This window comes from Corynebacterium sp. HMSC063G05, assembly GCF_001810555.1.
Lineage (GTDB): Bacteria > Actinomycetota > Actinomycetes > Mycobacteriales > Mycobacteriaceae > Corynebacterium > Corynebacterium jeikeium_D.
The window spans coordinates 91239-112612 of sequence record NZ_KV801849.1; the positions used below are offsets into that span (position 1 = coordinate 91239).

The following is a 21374-nucleotide window of genomic DNA, read 5'->3' on the forward strand; positions in this document are numbered from 1 at the left end:
ACAATCCTCACGTAACAAAAGTCAATGAGTCAGACTCAATTAAGTCGGTTATCGAAAATTTCCAACTAACGCAGGTTGTGCTGCTGCTGGATCTGGCGTCCCTGCGCAGCCCACGTCTTATGGCGGTTGTATCGAATTGCCTTCACCTTGCCGCGATTGCCCAGGTACGCAGACACCGCTGCCGAAATGGCGATGACAGTATCCTCGGGGATATCTGCGTCCACGCGTTTGCGCAGTTCAGCCAACTCGCTCTCTGCCTGATTCAGTCGTGCCGTGGCCTTCTGCAAGCTTGTCGAGGTCGCATCCAACCGGTCGGTCAGTTCAGCGACGAGCGCTCGCAGCTCCTTAATCTCACCGATGCCGTCAGACATTACTGTGGCCCCAATCCGTGCTTCTTGGCCGGGCGAACCTCGCGCTTGTTACGCAGAACCGACAGTGCGTCAGCCACACGCAGGCGGGTTTCCGCCGGGTCAATCACGTCGTCGACCAGTCCGCGCGAGGCGGCGACATACGGCGTCGAGAAGCGTGTCTTGTATTCGGCGATACGCTCGTCGCGCACGCGCGCCTGCTCTTCCTCGTCGCCCGCGGCGGCAATTTCCTTTCGGAAGACCACGTTGACCGCACCCTCTGCGCCCATCACCGCAATTTCCGCGGTCGGCCATGCGAATACATAGTCCGCGCCGAGGTCCTTCGAGCACATCGCCAGGTACGCACCGCCGTAGGCCTTACGCATGACGACGGTCACCTTGGGCACAGACGCTGCGGAGTATGCGTAGAGCATCTTTGCGCCGTGGCGGATGATGCCGCCATGCTCCTGGGTGACGCCCGGCATGAAGCCAGGAACGTCAACCAGGGTGACCAGCGGGATGTTAAAGGCATTGCAGAAGCGGATGAACTTTGCGCCCTTGTCCGAGGAATTGATGTCCAGCACACCGGACATCACGTTCGGTTGGTTGGCGACAAAGCCCACGGTACGACCCAAAACTCGACCAAAACCAACGACTAGGTTGGTGGCAAAACCCGCCTGGCACTCGAGGAAGTCGCCATTGTCGGCGATACGGATTATGACCTCGCGGACGTCGTAGCCCTTCTTGCCATCGACGGGGACGATGTCGCGGAGCTCTGGATCCGGCTCGGCGTCGAATACCGGATCCACGATTGGTGGCTCTTCCGTGTTGTTCTGTGGCAGGAAGCTTAAGAGCTTCTGCGCAATCAGGATGGCCTGCTCGTCATCGTCGGCAACGAAGTCAATATTGCCGGCCTTGGCCATGTGCGCATCAGCGCCACCGAGCTGCTCGGAGGTGACTTCCTCGCCGGTCACCGACTTAATAACGCCCGGGCCGGTGATGAACATCTGTGCCTTGCGAGTCTGAATAATGAAGTCGGTCAGCGCTGGCGAGTAGGCAGCGCCTCCAGCACATGGGCCTGCAATGATGGAAATCTGCGGCACCAGACCGGAAAGCCAGACATTGTTGTAGAAGACCTGGCCGTAGCCCGACAGAGAGTCAATCCCCTCTTGAATGCGAGCACCACCGGAGTCGTTGATAAACACGAACGGAGTGCCGTTGTCGGCAGCAGCGCGCATGGTGGCCGCAACCTTGCGGGACTGCGTTTCACCAGCGGAGCCACCCATGACCGTGAAGTCCTGGGAGGCCACGTGCACTGCCCGGCCGAGAACCGCGGCAGTGCCGGTGACCACACCGTCGGCAGGCGCGTCGGCAGTATCCATGCCGAAGTCGGTGGTGCGGTGAGTCATGAACATGCCGGTTTCACGGAAAGTGCCCTCGTCGACGAAGTTGTCGATACGCTCGCGGGCAGTCATCTTCCCACGTTCGTGCTGCTTGGCCTGGCGGGCTTCACCGCCACCGGCCTCAACACGGCGACGCTGAGCATCCAAATAATCCAGGCGCTCCGCCATCGAGGCGTCGACGCCCGGCGCGACGGCATCCGCCGAATTCGGCTGGTTTGCTGAACTTTGCGACATTGCTATCTCTTCTCCCGATGTTCCTAGGCGGGTTCCACCTGGACGGTCTGTGAGCGACCGCCAACGGTGACCTTGTAGCGAATTGGCTCGCGAATGGCATTGGCAGCACCTGAGGCTTGCTCCGCCTCGCGCTTGAGCTGTTCGGCAGTCTTACCGACGTTCTTCGGCCCTTCGCCGCGCGTGGTGAAGAATCCCGGTGCGACGGATGGGAACAGTGCGTTGGTCAGGACGTCCTCGGCGGTGCCGTTGTAACCGTCGAGCTCCTTGGCCTGCTTGACCAGGTCGTCCCACTCTGGTTCGAGGAGATCAGCCGGGCGAACCGTGATTTCTTCCTTCTTGGTCTGTTCCGCTGCCTGCTTAATCAGCTCTGGGTTGCGCTCACCAGGACACTGCCCGTAATAGCCGAGCATGAGGTCGGCGAACTCAGCCGTCATAACCTTGTAGCGTCCCATCAGCACGTTAAACACAGCTTGCGTGCCGACGATCTGCGAGCTCGGAGTCACCAGCGGCGGGTAACCGGCGTCCTTTCGGACAATCGGTACTTCACGCATGACCTCTTCGACGCGGTCACCCGCGCCCTGGGCCTTGAGCTGGTTTTCCATGTTCGACAACATGCCACCAGGAATCTGCGACATGAAAATGTCGGTATTGACCAGGGTTTTCGACTCGAACTCTGCGTACTTCGGACGCACCTTGCGGAAGTGGTCACGAATGGTGATGAGGTTATCCATGTTCAGGTCGGTGGTGTAGTCGGTTCCCTCCAACATTTCCACCAGCGACTCGGTCGGGTTGTGCCCCGGGCCCAGCGACATCGACGAAATTGCCGTGTCCACGACATCCGCACCAGCTTCGATGGCCTTCATCAAAGTCACCATCGTGACACCGGTGGTCGAGTGACAGTGGACGTTAATCTGGGTGTCCTCGCCGTACGTTTCCTTGATGCCGCGGATGATGTCGTAAGCCGGCTGGGGTTTCAGCAGCGCTGCCATGTCCTTCAACGCAATGGAGTCCGCCCCCATATCCAGTAGACGACCAGCGAGCTTCACGTACCCGTCGACGTCGTGAAGCGGAGACGTCGTATAGCAGATCGTGCCCTGCGCATGCTTGTCGACGTTCTTGACCGCGCGCATGGCGTGCTCGAGATTGCGTGGGTCGTTGAGCGCGTCGAAAACACGGAATACGTCCATACCGTTTTCAGCGGACTTCTCGACGAACTTGTCAACCACCATGTCCTCGTAGTGGCGGTAACCGAGAAGATTCTGGCCGCGCAGCAGCATCTGCAGGCGACTATTCGGCATCAGCTTGCGGAATGTCCGCAGGCGCTCCCAGGGATCTTCATTAAGGAAGCGGATGCAGGCGTCAAAGGTTGCGCCGCCCCAGCACTCCACACTCCAAAAACCGGCCTTGTCCATTTCTTCACAGACATCGACCATGTCTTCCATAGCCATTCGCGTTGCCATGAGGCTCTGATGAGCGTCTCGGAACGCTACTTCCGTTACACCAATGGTTCGTGGACTCATAACTCCAAAAGTAAAGGCCTTTGGGGATCTTCGCGCGTTGGTGACCGCGAATATTGGGGATTCGGCGCCCGCCAAGGTGCGTTTAGAGTGTCAAATTGCCCACTTGCAGGGTTAAATACTTATTTTCACGCGAAGTTTATGCTCTTAATCGTTCGACTCGAATTTTTCCTTGGGGGTCGTTTTTGCGAAGTGCGCTCGACAGATGGGACGGATGGCGCGCCCACACGGGACCGAAAAAGGCTCATGTTTTTTACAAAACGGTTAAGGTAGTCACATGAACCAAGCAAATACAGTCGGCGATTATCAAGTATGGCCGGGTGAGCCTTACCCGCTCGGATCTACCTACGACGGCGCTGGCACCAACTTTGCACTCTTTTCCGACGTTGCGGAAAAGGTTGAGCTTTGTCTGATTAGCGCCGAAGGCGAAGAAACACGCATTGAGTTGGAAGAAGTCGATGCGCATATCTGGCACTGCTACATCCCGTCCATCATGCCGGGCCAGCGCTACGCCTACCGCGTACACGGCCCATTCGATCCGGCCAACGGTAAGCGTTGCGACCCCAACAAGCTGCTGGTCGACCCATACGCCAAGGCTTTCGACGGCGAATTCGACGGTCACCCATCACTGTTCAACTATGACATTCATGACCACTCGAAGCGCAACACCGAGGACAGCCTGGGACACACCATGACCTCCGTGGTCATCAACCCATTCTTCGACTGGGGCGCTGACCGCGCACCTCGCACGCCGTACAACGAGACCGTGATTTACGAAGCCCACGTCAAGGGTATGACCATGACTCACCCGGATATCCCGGAGGAGCTACGTGGTACCTATGCCGGTCTCGCGCATCCGGCAATTATTGACTACCTCAAGGACCTTGGTGTCACGGCTATCGAACTGATGCCGGTCCACCAGTTCCTCCAGGACGACCACCTGCGCGAAAAGGGGCTGCGCAACTACTGGGGCTACAACACCTTCGGTTTCCTAGCACCACACCAGGACTACTCGGCTTCCCAAAAGCCAGGCGGAGCAGTCAGCGAGTTCAAGGGCATGGTGCGCGCATTTCACGATGCCGGCATTGAGGTCATCCTCGACGTGGTCTACAACCACACCGCCGAGGGCAACCACATGGGCCCAACCATCTGCTTCCGAGGCATCGACAACGAGGCCTACTACCGCCTGGTCGAAGGCGATCGCCAGCACTACATGGACTACACCGGCACCGGTAACTCCCTGAATGTGCGCCACCCACACTCGCTGCAGCTGATTATGGATTCGCTGCGCTACTGGGTCTCCGAGATGCATGTCGACGGCTTCCGCTTCGATTTGGCATCCACCCTGGCTCGAGAATTCCACGATGTGGATCGCCTCTCCGCCTTCTTTGACTTGGTGCAGCAGGATCCGATTGTCAGCCAGGTCAAGCTCATCGCAGAACCGTGGGATGTCGGCGAAGGTGGCTACCAGGTCGGTAACTTCCCACCGCAGTGGACTGAATGGAACGGTAAGTACCGCGACACCATCCGCGACTTCTGGCGCGGTGAGCCATCCACGCTCGGCGAGTTCGCTTCACGTATCACCGGCTCCTCGGACCTGTATGCAAACAATGACCGCCGCCCAACTGCGTCGATTAACTTCGTGACCGCGCATGACGGTTTCACCCTCAACGACTTGGTCAGCTACAACGAGAAGCACAATATGGCCAACGGCGAGGACAACCGCGATGGCGAGTCCCACAACCGTTCGTGGAACTGCGGTGTGGAAGGCCCGACCGACGACGAGCGCATCATTTCGCTGCGCGCCCGCCAGCGTCGTAACTTCCTGACCACTCTCCTGCTGTCCCAGGGCACTCCGATGATTAGCCACGGTGACGAAATGGGACGTGGCCAGAAGGGCAACAACAACGTCTACTGCCAGGACAACCGTTTGGCCTGGGTCGACTGGAATCAGACGCGTACCAACTCTGAACTGGTCGAATACACCCAGTTCCTGACTGAGCTGCGTGCGGAGCACCCAGTCTTCCGACGCCGCCGGTTCCTGCGCGGTGGCCCGCTCGGTGCGGAAACCGACGATCGTGACATTGCCTGGCTGACCTATGAGGGTCGTGTCATGACGACCGATGACTGGAACTTCGACTTCGGCAAGTCGTTGATGGTCTGGCTCAACGGCGATGCCATCACTGAGCCTGATCGCCGAGGTCACAGGATTGAAGATGACTCCTTCCTGCTGTGCTTCAACGCCCACCACGAGGACATCATGTTCCAAATTCCGGGCACCGAATACGCACACAGCTGGGAAGTCATCATCGACACCACAGAGATCACGGGTCGCCCGACCCGCGAGCGCATCGTTGAGCCAGAAGGCGAGCTCCGCGTGCCAGCCCGTTCTACCATCGTGCTGATCGAGCGGCACTAGCCGCATCCGCGTTGGGTGTAGGGGCCTGGGCCTGGGTTTGTTCCTACACAAAAATCCCCTGTCGGCGGAAGACTTTTCTTCCACTGACAGGGGATTTTTCGGCTCTGAGTTCAACTCAAAACAGGGTTTGGGTCAACACAGCACCGCGGGAGCCGAGCTGGCGTGAAGTCTTCTTACGCAGATGCGCGCATATTGAACTCCGCCTGAGAGTTCAACCAGTACTCCGGCTCGGTGTCAAAGTAGTCGGACAGTCGATTTGCGAGGTCAGTAGTGACCGCAGTGCGGCCGGTGCGAAAGCGCTCCAGAGTTGAGCTTGGCACGCCGATGGCAAGAGCCAGTCGGTAGATAGAGAGGTGTCGCGGCTCGAGGAAATTATCGTTCAAGATAGAACCAGGGTGCACAGGATGCGTGCTCAAAATGTTTACTCCTTATTTCATCGCTTCACTGGCATACGTTGTTTCCGCTTTGCCCTTCGCTTGAGCTCGAAAGCTCGAACGACCAGTTACCGCCGTTCGTCGAAAAGTATAAGGAGCGCCCGCTCAAAATGCATCCGGACATTTAACCCCCCAAAACATGTGGTTTTCAGGGGTACAGACACCCCCACTGTCCGAACGCTCCATAAATATTCCTATTTTTGTGGGCATTTCCACATTGTCGGAAGCCACGTGTACTCGGCGAGAACCGCAGGTACCACAGCCTCTATGGGGCTCAATCCGCCATCGGCGCTACCATCTAGTGCATGACTACGACCACGCCATCCTCCGAGCCCGCCGTCGTCTTCGAGCTCACCGGCGACACGGTGACTATTACCGCAGATGGGCTCCGCCTTACCCACACCATCAACACGGCCAGCACCGCCCCCGCGAAGCCCCTCCCGCTTACCGACGTTGCCGAGGTCGCATCGGCAAGTAAAAACGGTGTCTACACTCCGGCCAACCGCTTTTTCCCCGGCACGGTAGACCTCGGGGTAGCTTTACCAAAGGCCCGTGTGATGCCTCATCGTCAGGCAGCAGCGCAGTTGCTGGCAGACCTCGTGGCGGAGATAGCCAAGAATCCTGAGTTCTACAACTCAGCAGATGCTTTTACTTCCACGTTGATGCCGTGGGTGGCACAGCGCGCGGCGGTCACCGAAGGCGTGAGTGTGGTTGAGGGCGCGGGCGACGTCGTAAAGCACTCTGTGCCTTTTGCACCGCTTCCTACTGGGGATGAGGTTGCGGTGTCAGACATCGCACCGTTTGCGGCGTTCGATGTAGAGACAGCGAACGAAGACACCGGCTCGATTATTCAGCTTGGTGTTGCGGTCGTGCGTGGCGGGAAGGTGACGGATCGTTATTCCTGGATGTGCCGTCCGCCAAAGGGGCTGGAGTATTTTGATGAAGCCAATGTCGCGATTCATGGCATCACAGCGGCGGATGTGGCCGGTGAGCCGTCATTTCCGGAGCAGCTGGCGAAGTTTGTTGACGTCGTTGGGGATTTGGACGTAGTTGCTCACAATGCGCGGTTTGATTTCACAGCCCTGTCGCGGGCGTGCCGGGCGGAAGGCATTCCAGCACCGAAGTTGAATTTTGCGTGTACTTATATGTGGGCTCGGCAGATGCAGTTGGGGCTGCCCAACTTGAAGCTGCCGACATTGGCGGAGGCCGCGGGGACGTCGCTGGAGAATCATCATGATGCGACGGCCGATGCGGTCGCATGTGCTGAGGTAGCGCTGTGGTTGATGGAGCAGCAGCGCGCAACATCGGTGGCTGATTTGAGCCAGAAGGTCTCGCTGAGCTTGGGCCAGATTGGCAGTGGACGAGTGCGGATGGTGCGCTATGACCCGGCTGGTGTCGCCAGCACTGGTGCCGGGACCAACGCGGGAACTGGTGCTGGTGCTGGTGCGCAGTCCGGCAGTTCCGCGCCGTCACGACGGCCGCGTCGCAATGCGAAATGGGATGCGGCCAAGACACCGGACACCATTCCAGACCCGAATCCGGACGCGGATCCAAGCGGCCTGTTGTACCAGCAGCGGGTGACACTGACCGGTGATTTTGCACCGTATGACAAGGGCTTTCTGTGGGACAAGATTGCCTTTGCAGGTGCGAATATCAATAAGGGTGTCACGAAGAAAACGACCATTTTGGTCGCCGGTCCGTGGGATTCGGTGACGTCGAAGGAGAAGAGGGCTCGACAGCTGCAGGCCGAAGGCCAGGAAATCCAGATCTGGACTGAGAAGGAGCTCTTCACCGCACTCGGGCTGAATCCGGAAGAGGATGGCGCGTCCGAAGCGGGAGACACTGCGGAAGGAACACCTAGCGCCAGCACCGGGGACAACTCCAGTGAGTCGGTTCCAATGTTTGGTTCCACTTCCCTGCCGGGCGATGACGGAATGCCACCCTTCTAGGCCACGTTCACGAGAAAAAATTCGCATTCGGACGGCGGGTGCAGACTCTGGGGCTAGCTGCTGCCACAGCGGTCAGGCAGCAGCTTTTCCTGGTGGGCGGTATAAAGGGGAACATGAGTCGCCGACCAATTACGTCCACCTACCGTCTCCAACTCCGTGGCCCCAAGGCCGACCCAAACGGGCGCGCTTTCACGTTCGCTGACGCGGCTGAACAGGTCGGCTACTTGGCAGACCTCGGAATTTCACACCTGTATCTGTCGCCTATCCTCACCGCCGTACCGGAGTCTAACCATGGCTACGATGTCATCGATCCGACGACAGTGAACCCGGAGCTCGGCGGCATGGAAGAGCTGCAGAAGCTCGCGCAGGTGGCGCACAAGGCCGGTCTGGGCATCATTATCGACCTGGTACCGAACCACCTCGGTGTTGAGGAGCCCAAGCTCAATGCCTGGTGGTGGGACGTTCTGACCTATGGCAAGGATTCTCAGTTCGAGCCATACTTCGATATCGACTGGCACGAGGACAACGGTGCCAACGGCAAGATGGGGTTGCCGATTCTGGGATCCCCGGAGGATATCGACAAGCTGGAGCTCGACACCTCTGGCGACGAGCCACTTCTGCGTTACTACGACAACACATTCCCGGTGCGCCCCGGCACCGAGGACGGCACCCCGCAGGAAGTACATGATCGCCAGGCCTATCGCCTGATGTACTGGAAGGACGGGGTCATTGGCTACCGTCGATTCTTCAGCGTCAACGGCCTGGCCGGCATCCGCCAGGAAAACCCGGTGGTATTCGAGCACACACACCGCATCATCCGCGAGCTGCTAGCTGCGGACATCATTGACGGTGTCCGCATTGACCACCCGGATGGCCTCAGCAACCCATTCGGATACCTCAGTGAGCTGCGCCGTCTACTCGGCGATGACAAGTGGCTGGTTATCGAGAAGATTCTGGGTGCCGAAGAGCCACTGGATCCGAGGCTCCAGGTTGACGGCACCACGGGTTACGACGCCCTGCGTGAGTTCGACAATGTCTTCGTCAACCGCGACTCCCGAGACGCCATGAGTATGTTGGCTCTGCAGCAGTCCGGCTCAACCTGGGACAAAACTGCCGTGCAGGCAACTGCGCAGGCTCTCAAACACGATGTCGCAGCGCACGAGTTGGCTGCAGAAGTCCGTCGTCTAGCACGTGCCCTGCGCCGCGATAACTGGTCTATCAGCGGTACCAGCGTCAGCGATGAGGTACTTATCGACACCATCTGCAAGCTGGTCGCTGCCATGCCTGTCTACCGTTCGGACTATGTCTCCCTGTCGCGAGTGGCTTCCACGGTCATTGGTGAAATGGCAGCGCGTTTCCCCTCGCGTGTCTTTGCCCTCGACCTCATTTCGGCAGGTTTGGTAGCCGGTGGTGAGGCCGCCACGCGGTTCGCTCAGGTTTGTGGTGCGGTCATGGCAAAGGGTGTCGAAGACACCACCTTCTACCGTGCCTGCCGCCTGATCAGCCTAAACGAAGTCGGCGGTGATCTCGGTCGCTACGGCATGTCTGCGGCGGAGTTCCACCTGTTGCAGTCGGAACGTGCTCGCCTCTGGCCACGAACCATGACCACGCTGTCCACGCACGACACCAAGCGCGGCGAAGATGTCCGCGCCCGCATTCTCCAGCTCTCCGATGTCTCCGGCGACTGGGCTGAAAATGTCCGCAACTGGATGGCCATCACCCCCGCCCCGGACGATGCCACCGGCTACTTCCTGCTGCAGAACATCATCGGAGTCTGGCCGACCGACGGCGTGATTACCGATGAACTGCGCGAACGCCTCCACGACTACGCCATTAAGGCCATCCGCGAGGCAGATGTGCACACCTCCTGGACGGAGCCGGTCGAGGAGTTCGAACTCGGCATCCGCAGCTGGATTGACGCGCTTCTCGACGGCCCCCTGACCGACTCCATCACAGAGTTCGTCCGCTCCATTGCGCCAGCTGCCCTGACCACGTCACTGTCGCGCAAGCTCCTCCAGCTTGTCGGCCCCGGCATCCCCGATACCTACCAGGGGACGGAGTTCACAGAGGACTCCCTGGTTGATCCTGACAACCGCCGGTTCGTCGACTACGATGCGCGCGTCGCGGCGCTGGATAAGGTTGCTCGCGATGAGGTCACGTCGGTAACTAAGAGTCCAGAGCACCCAGCTGAGCTGCCGGAGGACTTTACGGATGCCGATGCGGACGTCGCAAAGCTGATGGTGACTCACCACGGAGTGAAGCTGCGTGCGGAACGCCCGGAGTCCTTCGTCGGCGGCGCCTACCAGCCAGTATTCGCCGTGGGTGTCGGCGAGCGTCATTTGGTCGGTGCAGCACGTGGACCGAAGGGCGAGCCGGAAGATGTTATCGCGCTGGTGACGCGCCGTCCGCTGGGGCTGCAACGCGAAGGCGGTTGGGGCGACACTACAGTGACACTTCCCAAGGGATTCTGGACCGACCGTTTCACTGGCCATACTTGGTCCGGCACCATCGCCGTGGCTTCTCTGTTCAGCTCCTTCCCAGTAGCACTGCTGGTACGCGAGGACGATGACGACTAATCGAATGAAGGATTCGCTTCCCGACGATTCCCGCGACCAGACCCGCAAGACTCAGTTGGCGGAGGATCGAGAGGTTACACGTGCACTGCAGTCGAAGTACGACTCGTGGGCAACTCGGCACCCCACCGCCGCGCAGGACTTTGTCGATGCGATTAAAGAGATTCTCTCCGATGCCGGTTTGGCCTTTGACAATGTCACGGCGCGGGTGAAGTCTTTCCGCTCATTGCGGCAGAAGGCCCTGCGTCGTGAAGCGGACGGCAACTACGTCTACCCTGACCCGTGGCACGGTATCCACGACATCATCGGTGTGCGTGTAACCACGTACCATTCGACGGAGATTCCCGCGATCATGGATGCGCTGGGAGATTCGCTGACTGTGCTGCGTAGGATTGACAAAACCGCGGAGACACGAATCAGCGGCCGGTTGGGATACGGCTCCCAGCACTTGATCTGCAAGGTGTCGACGGCGGCGCCGTCAGAGCTAGCTCCATATGCGGATATGCAGTTTGAGGTGCAACTGCGCACTGTGCTGCAGCATGCGTGGGCGGAATTTGAGCACGATATTCGCTATAAGGCCCCTGAGGGAGCGACAGACCCGCGGATTGATCGAGCTTTTGCGCTGGCCGCTGGCCTTATTGAGCTCGCGGATCAGCAGTTCGACCAAGTCGTTGCCGTGCTGGAGGAATCCACGCCGGACGATTCCGCGCAGGGAGAGGGCAAACAGCCCTCAGCTCCGGCAAAGACCACAGCCGATGACATTGTGGTGACTGAGGAAACCCTACCCGGCGTGCTGACGATGCTGCTTCCAGATGCGCCCCGATCGAAATCAGAGCATTACGGCTGGGCAGAAGAACTGCTGGAGCGCAATGGCATCCGCACTGTCGGGCAGCTGCGAGAGCTACTTAATCCGCAGCGCCTCAGCGCGGTAAGCAAGGCCATGAAGTACCGCTTTAACCCAGGCCATGTGCGTGTTATCGATGACCTACTACTAGCGGCTCGCGGTGAAAAGCACATCAAGGCCACTGCAGATACCAGCCATAACCCGAAGCGTCGACCAGCCCGTTTGCGCGCACGGTTGCAGCAACTAGCGGAGGCCGGGATGCCTATGAGCGACGTCCCCGAAGACGATCGAGCTGACGGCGATCGCGCTTCGTAGGCCGCCCGGCACCGCGATCGCGCATCGGCATCGATGCGAGAATCTCCCTCGGAGGCGGTGGCGGAGAGTGGTCGATATAGCACTGCCTGGCCACCGGAGCTCCGACCCGCTTCTTCACCGTCTTGGTGACCTCAACAATGTGTTCGCGGTGGTTTGCCCACAGTCGCACTCTGTCCCCTGGGACGACCAGAACTGAGGGTTTCACGGCTTCGCCGTTGACTTTGACGTGGCCGCCACGGCACGCATCTGCGGCCAATGAGCGAGTTTTCAGCAACCTGACCGCCCAAATCCAGGCATCGATACGCACTGGTTCGGTAGACAATTGCTGCTGAGCAGGCATTTACTGCGGATCCTTGTAGTTCACAATCCGCTGAACCTTTTGCCAATTGAGAAAACCACCGACCAGGCCGACTACTGCCAGGATGAGGAATAGGGACATGCTTCCGGCTAGAAGTCCGAGCACTGCACCGCCGACGACACCGCTGCCTGCCCATACAACGGCATTGCGGGAGTACTTTCGCACCGCGTTCTTACGGAGCTCAATGGGGTTCTGAGGTTGGGGCTGAAGATAGCTCATGGAGTACATATTAGAGCGTTCTGGTCGCCCTGACGCATCGCATAGGTCGATAGGGCGTACAATTCGGGAAAAATTTCTACAGCTATAGCAAACCTGCTAGATATTCCTATTTGGGTAGGTAATTAACACAATGGCGTAGGTTGATTGCTAGTGTTAGTCCTATGACAGAAACTGTCCGCCCCCGCCACCGCATGGTCGACCGCGTTGCGGCGATCCTCGAACTCGTTGCGCGCTCTAACGAAGGTCTAACCCTCACTGACATCGCCCACACGCTGAACTATCCGCTCAGTACCACGCAGGGCCTTGTCAACGGTCTGACTGTGACAGGTTACCTTGACGAGTCCAACAAGCGTTACACGCTCGGCATGGCGCCGTTTCTGCTCAATGTCATGGCCGGTCGTCGCATGGTCAACGTTCCGACGGCTGAGCTCGAGGCGATTCACAACGAAACTGGCTTGATTACCGTGCTGGCACTGCCGGTTGGTGGCAAGCTTTTCTACCTCAAAACCGTCGGTGAATCCATGCGCTACCAGTACCTGACGGAGAACTTCCTGCCGCGCTCGCTGTTGCGCACCTCTGCAGGTTGGGTTTTGATGAGTCGGTTTGAAAAGCGCGAACTGTGGTCCTACCTGAACTCCGCGCGGCCGGAAGACCAGGTCTATGTGGATGATTTCCTCCGCCAGGCCGGGGAAATCGCAGAGACCGGCGTCTGTGCTGCCCCGGGTATTGCCGAAGGCGGTGGCGTTGACGGTGTCTCTATCGCAGTGGAGGAAGACGGTGCTACTGTCGCGGCAGTCTGCGTTTTCGGTCGGCCAGAAAAGATTGCGGAAAATAAGGACGAACTGGTGGAAATTCTCAAGCGCCATCGCGGCGCACACAACGGCGAGGAATCCCCGAACCAGGGTTAGCGGCTGTTAAGCGCGCAGCTCCCACCAGATTTCGCCACCGTCCGTAGACGGCTCGCTAGCTCCCTTAGTCAGCGCCTGCATTTCGCCGTCAAGCTGGGCAATCCCCTCGGCAGTCACCGCGATCGAAAACTCCACGTTCTGGCCCCACCTCGTTTCCACGATCTCATAACCACGAGCACGCAATTCCGCTTCGATGCGACCGGCATCTGCGGCGGAGACACTCACTACCCTCAAGGCTCTTTGCACGCGCCGCATGCGCGTGACTTTTTCTAGACACTCTAAGACCGAATCCGAATAGGCCCTCACAAGCCCACCCGTGCCCAATTTGATGCCGCCAAAATAGCGGATCACTACGGCGGTGACATTCGTCATTCCAGAGCCCTGGAGCACATCGAGCATCGGGCGCCCTGCCGTGCCACCAGGTTCACCGTCATCTGAAGATCGCTCCACCCGATTCCCTCCGACGACCTCATGAATGTATGCGCTGCAGTGGTGGCGAGCATCCGGGTACTCCGCCTTGGCCAAATTGATGACCTCTCGGGCGCTGTCTTCGTCGTCGGCACGCGCGATCCACGTAATGAAGCGAGATTTCTTAATCTCGATTTCATTCGTGACGATGTCACCGCCGGCGGGGACAATCAGCTCGATGTCACGCTGATTCTGCGTCGCTTCGGTCGAAGTGGATGGCTCGGTGGTCATAGTGTCCATTGTTGCCTATGGGCTTAGTGCACACCCAATCACCGCCGCTCGGTACTTTTCTCGACCTCACCTTTGACTCCCCTCGAATCCGCGGTGTTCGAAAACGGTTCCCCTGTGCCCATCCGCTGACTGACCTACCATGGTGCCCATGAGCAACTACCGAGTCTGGGCCCCGTACGCTTCCGAAGTCCGTCTGCTGTTGGGCAATCCTGACGCGCCAGCGATTTTGGATATGCATCCCATCGCTGACGCGACCGATGACTACGGCGCCAACTCTGGTTGGTTTGAAGCTGATGTGGCTCGCACACCGGGGGATCGCTACGCATTTTCGCTGCGGGCACATGCGGGATACGGCGCGCCTGACGACGAATCGGGGGACCACTCCTCCCCCGCTGTCGGTGACTGGACAATACCGCTGCCAGATCCGCGTTCCCAGTCGCAGCCGGATGGTCCGCATGGTTTCTCCGAGGTCGTTGACCTGGGTGCCTATAAGTGGAAGGACTCGGCCTGGTCGGGCCGGATTCTGCCAGGAGGTCTGATTTATGAGCTGCATGTGGGCACCTTCAGCGATTCTGGTGATTTCGAAGGTTTGGTGGAACATCTAGACCATCTGATTGAGCTGGGGGTAACACATATTGAGCTGATGCCAGTGCAGCCTTTCGGTGGTGACCGTAATTGGGGCTATGACGGTGTGTCCTGGCACAGCGTGCACGAGGGCTACGGTGGCCCGCGGGGTCTACAGAAGCTGATTGATACGTGCCACCGAAAGGGTTTGGCTGTCATCTTGGATGTGGTCTTTAACCACTTTGGTCCAGACGGCAACTATGTGGGATTTTTCGGCCCCTACACCGCTGGTGGCTCGACGGGTTGGGGTGAGGTTGTCAATCTCACTGGCGACAACTCTGATGAGGTGCGTGCGTATATTTTGGATGCAGTGCGCCAATGGCTGGTGGATTACCACGTCGACGGTCTTCGTCTGGACGCAGTCCATGCCCTGCATGACGAGGGGGCATTCCACATTCTGGAGCAGATGCAGGTTGTCGCAGACACTGTCGCAGCCGAGACTGGTATTCCGCGTTCTTTGATTGCAGAGTCCGACCAGAATGATCCGCGTTTGGTCCGCCCGCGCGCTGCCGGCGGCTTTGGCCTCAACGCTCAGTGGGATGATGACGTCCACCATGCACTGCACACGCTAGTATCTGGCGAGGACCACGCCTACTACTCAGACTTTGGGTCGGTGGAAGCGCTAGCTAGTGCTTTGGAAACTGGCTTCTGGCATACGGGCACAATGTCGACGTTCCGTGGTCGCACTCATGGTCGTCTCTTCGACCTGTCTGTACAGCCCATGCATGCTTTCGTAACGTACACGACCACACATGATCAAACGGGTAACCGCGCTGTCGGTGACCGTCCGTCGATGAACCTCACCCCGGCGCAGCAGGTTTTAAAGGCAGCAGTTATCGCCTGCAGTCCTTTCACCCCGATGCTCTTCCAAGGTGAGGAATGGGGCGCCTCTACCCCGTTTGCTTTCTTCTGTTCCCATGAAGATCCGGAGCTGCAGCGGCTCACGCGCGAGGGACGCCTACGTGAGTTTGCCCGTGCCGGGTGGGATCCGAAGGAGGTATCCGACCCATCGGATCCAGAGACCTTCCACCACTCGAAGCTCAATTGGCAGGAGGTCTCGGAGGACTCGCACGCCACTATTCTGGCGGCCTACCGCGATCTCTTCGCGCTGCGGAAGTCCCACCCGTCGCTTCGCACTCCCTGGTCGGCATCTGTGGTGACTGAGTATGACGAGGACAATCGTTGCCTCGTCGTTGTGCGCAGCCAGGATGAGCGCGAAATGGGTGCCCGAAACTCGGATGCCTTTGAAACTGTCGCTTTGGTTGCGAATTTCTCCGACGCCGAAACCAGCGTCAGCCTGGATTCCGAGTTCGGTTCCGCCCACCTGCTACACACTTTTGAAGACGCAGCAGCCAGCATCGTCAATGACGAAGCTGCCGGTCCCGAAATCTCGCTTCCAGCGTGGGGCTACGCTGTCGTCTCGCTCAGCTAGTCAGCCGGACTTTCAGCCTCGGTGTCGGACTCTTCCTCATCCGCCGCACCCAACTCGGGTGCTGGCCACGGCAACTCGGTAACGTCACCGTGGAGGACGTGAGCCACCAACGCGTCTGCGATGAGAATATCGCTCATCACCAACGTCGGAACCAGGTCCGCCAGCTGAGCCCACATCGGAATCAGCTCACGGACAACGGCGACACTGGCATCAGAGTTCTCAGCCTGAGTACGAGCCAATACGCGGGCAGCCACTGCAATAAGCAGTGACGTTCCCGGCACCAGAGTCCAGTGCAGCGAAGGATCATCCGCATCGATGCCGTCGAGCTTGTGGAAGCGCACATTGACCGCCTTGCGCAGTCGTGGAGACGCCTTCGACACCGTCTTAAACAACACCCGAGAGGCGGCGGCAAGCTGGGTCATGACACCGGATTCCACAATCTCAGCACGATTGCGTACCACTTCATAGATTGCCGTGAAACGAGCGTCATCGTCGGTCAGCGGACCCGGGACCATGCGGTAAGGATCAAAGACCTGTGACAAAATAGCGCTGGCCTGTGCTTCAGGCAGCGAGGTAATCTGCACCGAGCTCTGGTCGATAGTAGCGGACTCCAGAGTGGTGTCCTGGCCGCTGGCAGCAATGTCCAGCAGTCCCTGGCCACCAGTTGTGCGCAGATAATCCAGCTGTCGAGAACGGTCCACGCTCTCATCAGTGAGATCCGCTAATGCTGCCAATGCACCGAGCCACGGCACACGGCGACGTCCTGGCACTGGCTTAGTAGCGCTGAAGTCTCCCAGCACGAGTCCGGAGGCGATAAACATACCCGGCTGATCGTCGAGCGCGATAACTGAACGGTTCAACGCTGCCAGTCCGGCGCGTGGTTCGGCACACAAGATCGCACCCAACCTAGGTGCGGCCAGCAGCGGATTCGCCTGCGCCATGTCGGTTGCACGACCAGCGCGCAAGGTCGCCAGTAGCGTCCACAAACGTGCGAGCTGATCCTGATTTAGCTCGCCCCACAGTTCCTGCGCGCGAGCAACGGAATCGGTGTCCTCGCCATCGAGGTCGATAGCCTCTGCATCATCGACATGATTCAGAATGGTCGACCCGGCCGCCGGCCACTGCGGGTGGCGTTCCTTTTCCACACCGAGAGTCACCTGCGCGACGAATGGGCCGAGGCCGCGGAGCTCGTCGGGAAGCTCGCATTCGCCCTCCACGACTTCCAAGGCGACGGGTTCGCGCCACGGCTGACCGGCGGCCCAGAGCCACAGGGTCATCGGCAAGTGCGAAACGTCGTCAGCGACATCAACCTCGATGATGTCGGTGGCTTCATCGTTGAAGGCAATCTGGCGGATGGCATCGCGGGAGGAAGCCTCCACCAGTGGTACAGACAGGCGCTTCCGTCCCGTCACACGTGTCCAGTCCAAACTGATGCGCAGAGCCTTCAGTAGGGAGATACGGTCTGCAAACTTGCCGAACTCCGCGTAGCCAGTATCGCCGAAACGCTTGATGGGGACGCGACAGATGTCGCGCTCACCGCTGGAAACTGCAACATGCGCATGGCGCAACTCGCCCGGGGCATTGACGACAATCTTGCCGAAGGCATCGACACGCTTCGGGCGGGTGACCAATGTAGTGGTGCGGCGGGCGACGGATTCGTCGGCAAGCGGAACCTCAAACTGCAGCGTGCCTGGCGTGACCTGCAACTGCAGCCATGCGCCCTCCTCGGTGGAAAGCTCGACGGTACCTGTGACTTCGTCCGCCCCGAGGCGCACGATAGCCGGCTCGGCGTCAAGCGGCTTGTCACCGGAAACAACGCGGATGTCAGCGGGGCTCAGCCCGTCGATGGTTGGGATGCGGAAGCCGTCTCCACCACCGCTGTAAGTAATCGTGAGGTCTGCCTGCTCCGCAATGGCGAAGTGCTTCTGGAAGCTGCGGCCACGCGGATTGACCAGACGAACCACGAACTCGCCGACCCACGGGTAATCGTCATCGGTAAGAATCTCAACCTCGCCACCCGCGGCGGGTACCTCGAGGTCATAGACCATGACGGAATCCGTGGTAAACGCACCATATCCACCAAAATCGGTGACGATAGCACGCCAGGACTCGTCCTTACCGGACAGCGTCGGCGGGAACACAGCGACCGGACCACCGGCGTAAACCGGGGTGCCGTAGGCAGACACCGTGCCGTCGAGACGCGCGTGAGGCATGGTCATTCGCGGTTGACGCTGCGGGGATGCCGACCGAACCTCGCCGGCCGCCCCGGACCGACGAACCTGAACTGCATGAACATCGCGGAGATCGATCTCAGCGACTTGCCACAGCTCCCAGTTAAATGGGCGCGGGTCCGATAGCAATGGCACCTCAGCGCCTGTGACGGGGTCAACGAGTGTGGCATCAACCGGGTAGACCACCGTAGCGGACGTCGAGTGTAGCGAGACCTTGTCTGTGACTGACTGACCGTCGGCACCGAAAATGAGAATCGGGTCCTCAGTGCTAATCGCGGGGACTCGCCAGTGCTTCTCATCGCCGATTTCCACCAGCACATCGCGCACCGGCTCATCGATGGTCACCACTGGACGCGGCAGCGAATCCTGCAGGCCCACCACCGGCGTCGTTGCTACCGTGCCGCCGAAGGTGACACGCCAGGTCCGTCCCGCCGGATCCAGCGGCGTCGGTAGCTGTACGCCAACGGTCTGCGTCAGCTCATCGAAGTACAGCTGCGGGCGGCCGGTCGTTGCCACCACGCCCACGGCTTCACGACGATTCGCAGTACCCGCCGGACGCATACGCAGCTCTTCACGCGCAGCGGCCACCAGCATGGGCGGCAGCCCCGCATCGAGCTGGCCGAGTTCTTCCCGGGCCTCCCAGTTGGCCGGATCGGCAGCGGTGGCAATGGCGTAGCCGAGGGTTGCTTTAAACAACTTGTGTGCCTGACGAGGTGCCGTCCTGGCCAACTGACGCAGCGCCAGCGGGTAGACACCATCTTCCGCCTCTGCGATTTCGGTCAGCAGCTCCTCGAGCAGCGGGTGAACCTTCGAGAGCGCCTGTACCAAGTCATTTGATGAAGGGTCGGATAGCTCCGCTACCCCGGCAAGTTCCTCGCAGCGCTCGATAATCAGTGGCATCACTGATAGCTGCACACCCGCGTGCAGCAGAAGCACCTGCGCTGCCCGCTGCAGCGGATCCGCGTCGGCCTGGCTGCTGTCGACGTCGTTAGGCAAACCAGCATTGGCCAGCATTGTCGGCACTGCGGCGGCGAGGTGCTTGATGAGCGCGCCGGTAGTGTCAGCGTCTGGATCCAGCTGCAGAGCGGCTGGCCAGTCCAGCCACATTTCGCTTGCCGACGCAACACGCGCGGCGCGTCCTACCAGCGAGGCAAGGGTGACCAGCGGGTGATTGTCAACGACACTCTTCGCAGCTTCAATATCGGCGGCAGTACCGCCCGCCAGATGATGGGCCAGGAGCGTTCCCAGGAAGCGGTCGATACGCTCAACCTCGTCCATCGCCAGCCCTGACCAGACAAACAGTGGCTCAACTTTGGCCTGTGTGGCAGATTCCAACAGCCCTGGAATCCGGGTGGCCAGGTCCTGCTCTGCGGCAGCCAGCCACATTTCGACAATCACGGTATTTTCCACTCGGACACCCTGGTCGACACTGCTTGCCCCAGTCATAGTGGGTGGACGCTCCCCTTCGCTACAAAGCTTGCTCGAAAAGATTCATTTAATTAACGGAGCTGGGAGGACTTCCTCGGAGGTTTCCCAGCTGGACCCAGCAAGTCTAGGTCAAAAAGTCATACTCTGGTGTGCCGGGTACCAGTCGGCGGCACTTCAGCGGCGAGGCATCCATGCGTGCCAGCAATTCCTCGAGGTCAGAGGCACGACGTAGCTCAATACCGACAAGAGCCGCGCCAGTTTCGCGGTTGTTGCGCTTGAGGTACTCGAACTGCGAGATGTCGTCATCCGGGCCGAGAACATCGCTGAGGAACATACGCAGCTGGCCGGGCTTCTGCGGGAAGTTGACCAGGAAGTAGTGCTTGAGGCCGCGGTAGACCAGCGAGCGCTCCATGATCTCGGCATAGCGCAGCACGTCGTTATTGCCGCCCGAGATGATGCAGACAACAACCTCGTCCGGTTCAAACTGCATCTGCTCCAGAGCTGCCACAGACAGCGCACCGGCCGGCTCAGCGATGATCCCTTCGTTCTGATAGAGATCCAGCTGCGCCTCACAGACCGCGCCCTCCGGCGCAATCATCGGATGAACGCGGTTGCGGTTGGCCTCCAGGATGTGCCATGGCAGGTCACCGAAACGGGCCACCGCGGCGCCATCGACGAACGGATCGGTGTGCCCCAGCGTAATCGGGCCGTTGTTCTCCAGGGCTGCGCGCATGCAGGCCGCACCCGCAGGTTCCACACCCATGACCTGGGTGTTCGGCGACATATCCGACAGGTAAGAGGTGACACCGCTGAGCAGACCACCGCCACCGACCGGTACGCAGATGGTATCCAGAGTCAACCCCTGACCGGAGAGCTGCGCAATAATTTCAGCTGCGACAGTGCCTTGTCCGACGATGGTGTTGAAGGAGTCGAATGGCTCCACCATGGTGGCACCAGTGCGCTGTGCGTCAGCACGCGCCGCAGCGGCGGCCTCATCGAAGGAGTCCCCGACAACGACAATCTCAACGGCATCGCGGCCGTGGTAAGCGATACGGTCGCGCTTCTGCTTCGGCGTGGCATTGGGCACATAGATGCGCCCCTTAATACCCAGCTGACGACAGGCATATGCCACGCCTTGAGCGTGGTTTCCTGCAGATGCCGCAACGACGCCTGCTGCTCGCTCTTCGTCGGTGACCTGAACCATGGCGTTGTAGGCACCGCGAATCTTGTACGAGCGCACGTCCTGGAGGTCTTCCCGCTTGAGGAATACCTTAGCACCGGTGATTTCGGAAAGACGTGGGCTGAACTGCAGCGGAGTGGCCGCAATAACCGAAGAAATTCGTGCCTGCGCAATCTGAATATCGGCCGCGTGGACAAGTCGGCGTTCGGTCTGGGAAGCAGGCACAGAATTCTCACTCATGAGCTATGACTCTACTCGGT

The 21374-nt window shown here is 59.5% G+C and carries 15 protein-coding genes; 6 read left to right on the forward strand and 9 right to left on the reverse strand.

What is annotated here, in order from left to right; genetic code table 11:
- Positions 1-65: 65 nt before the first annotated feature.
- From HMPREF2751_RS04935 to HMPREF2751_RS04945, 3 genes are read right to left on the reverse strand one after another with little or no spacing between them, the layout of a single operon-like run.
- Positions 66-371 (reverse strand): hypothetical protein, encoded by a 306-nt coding sequence (locus HMPREF2751_RS04935; RefSeq protein ID WP_048734709.1) that lies wholly within the window; start codon positions 369-371, stop codon positions 66-68.
- Positions 371-1984, reverse strand: coding sequence for an acyl-CoA carboxylase subunit beta (locus tag HMPREF2751_RS04940; protein ID WP_049193986.1), 1614 nt, complete (start codon positions 1982-1984; stop codon positions 371-373). The genes HMPREF2751_RS04935 and HMPREF2751_RS04940 overlap by 1 nt, the downstream gene beginning before the upstream one ends.
- A gap of 23 nt (positions 1985-2007) precedes the next feature.
- Positions 2008-3504, reverse strand: coding sequence for a methylmalonyl-CoA carboxytransferase subunit 5S (locus HMPREF2751_RS04945; RefSeq protein ID WP_049170291.1), 1497 nt, complete (start codon positions 3502-3504; stop codon positions 2008-2010).
- A gap of 274 nt (positions 3505-3778) precedes the next feature.
- Between HMPREF2751_RS04945 and glgX the strand changes: the two genes are divergently transcribed.
- A complete protein-coding gene (gene glgX, locus HMPREF2751_RS04950; protein WP_049193987.1) occupies positions 3779-5920 on the forward strand; it encodes a glycogen debranching protein GlgX in 2142 nt (713 codons plus the stop codon).
- A gap of 173 nt (positions 5921-6093) precedes the next feature.
- On the opposite strand, the gene HMPREF2751_RS04955 is transcribed toward glgX, so the two are convergent.
- A complete protein-coding gene (locus tag HMPREF2751_RS04955) occupies positions 6094-6336 on the reverse strand; it encodes a HigA family addiction module antitoxin (protein WP_005510305.1) in 243 nt (80 codons plus the stop codon).
- A 323-nt stretch (positions 6337-6659) separates the two neighbouring features.
- On the opposite strand from HMPREF2751_RS04955, the gene HMPREF2751_RS04960 reads away from it, so the two are divergent.
- From HMPREF2751_RS04960 to HMPREF2751_RS04970, 3 genes are all read left to right on the forward strand, one after another.
- Entirely contained in the window at positions 6660-8303 is a 1644-nt protein-coding gene (locus tag HMPREF2751_RS04960; protein WP_070595599.1) for an exonuclease domain-containing protein, read from the forward strand.
- Between the two features lie 113 nt (positions 8304-8416).
- The gene (gene treY / locus HMPREF2751_RS04965; protein ID WP_016422970.1) at positions 8417-10879 is read left to right on the forward strand and encodes a malto-oligosyltrehalose synthase; all 2463 of its coding nucleotides are present in this window, start codon (positions 8417-8419) and stop codon (positions 10877-10879) included.
- A complete protein-coding gene (locus HMPREF2751_RS04970; protein ID WP_070566032.1) occupies positions 10869-12035 on the forward strand; it encodes a GTP pyrophosphokinase in 1167 nt (388 codons plus the stop codon). Before treY ends, HMPREF2751_RS04970 begins: the two co-directional genes overlap by 11 nt.
- On the opposite strand, the gene HMPREF2751_RS10620 is transcribed toward HMPREF2751_RS04970, so the two are convergent.
- Together HMPREF2751_RS10620 and HMPREF2751_RS04975 are read right to left on the reverse strand one after the other, a co-directional pair.
- On the reverse strand, positions 11983-12375 hold the full coding sequence (locus HMPREF2751_RS10620) for an RNA-binding S4 domain-containing protein (RefSeq protein WP_016422972.1): 393 nt from the start codon (positions 12373-12375) through the stop codon (positions 11983-11985). The genes HMPREF2751_RS04970 and HMPREF2751_RS10620 overlap by 53 nt on opposite strands.
- The gene (locus HMPREF2751_RS04975; protein ID WP_005510313.1) at positions 12376-12621 is read right to left on the reverse strand and encodes a hypothetical protein; all 246 of its coding nucleotides are present in this window, start codon (positions 12619-12621) and stop codon (positions 12376-12378) included.
- A gap of 152 nt (positions 12622-12773) precedes the next feature.
- Between HMPREF2751_RS04975 and HMPREF2751_RS04980 the strand changes: the two genes are divergently transcribed.
- Complete coding sequence (locus HMPREF2751_RS04980) at positions 12774-13520, forward strand: helix-turn-helix domain-containing protein (RefSeq protein WP_016422973.1); 747 nt, start codon at positions 12774-12776, stop codon at positions 13518-13520.
- Between the two features lie 6 nt (positions 13521-13526).
- Here the strand turns inward: HMPREF2751_RS04980 and HMPREF2751_RS04985 are convergent, their stop codons facing one another.
- Positions 13527-14228 (reverse strand): YigZ family protein, encoded by a 702-nt coding sequence (locus HMPREF2751_RS04985; protein ID WP_180950660.1) that lies wholly within the window; start codon positions 14226-14228, stop codon positions 13527-13529.
- A 130-nt stretch (positions 14229-14358) separates the two neighbouring features.
- On the opposite strand from HMPREF2751_RS04985, the gene treZ reads away from it, so the two are divergent.
- Positions 14359-16275: a malto-oligosyltrehalose trehalohydrolase gene (treZ, locus tag HMPREF2751_RS04990; RefSeq protein WP_049190434.1), complete on the forward strand. Its 1917-nt coding sequence runs from the start codon at positions 14359-14361 to the stop codon at positions 16273-16275.
- On the opposite strand, the gene HMPREF2751_RS04995 is transcribed toward treZ, so the two are convergent.
- Positions 16272-19952, reverse strand: a complete 3681-nt coding sequence (locus tag HMPREF2751_RS04995) for a hypothetical protein (protein ID WP_070595601.1) — start codon at positions 19950-19952, stop codon at positions 16272-16274. The genes treZ and HMPREF2751_RS04995 overlap by 4 nt on opposite strands.
- A gap of 106 nt (positions 19953-20058) precedes the next feature.
- Positions 20059-21354, reverse strand: a complete 1296-nt coding sequence (ilvA, locus tag HMPREF2751_RS05000; protein WP_049190440.1) for a threonine ammonia-lyase IlvA — start codon at positions 21352-21354, stop codon at positions 20059-20061.
- Positions 21355-21374: the final 20 nt, after the last annotated feature.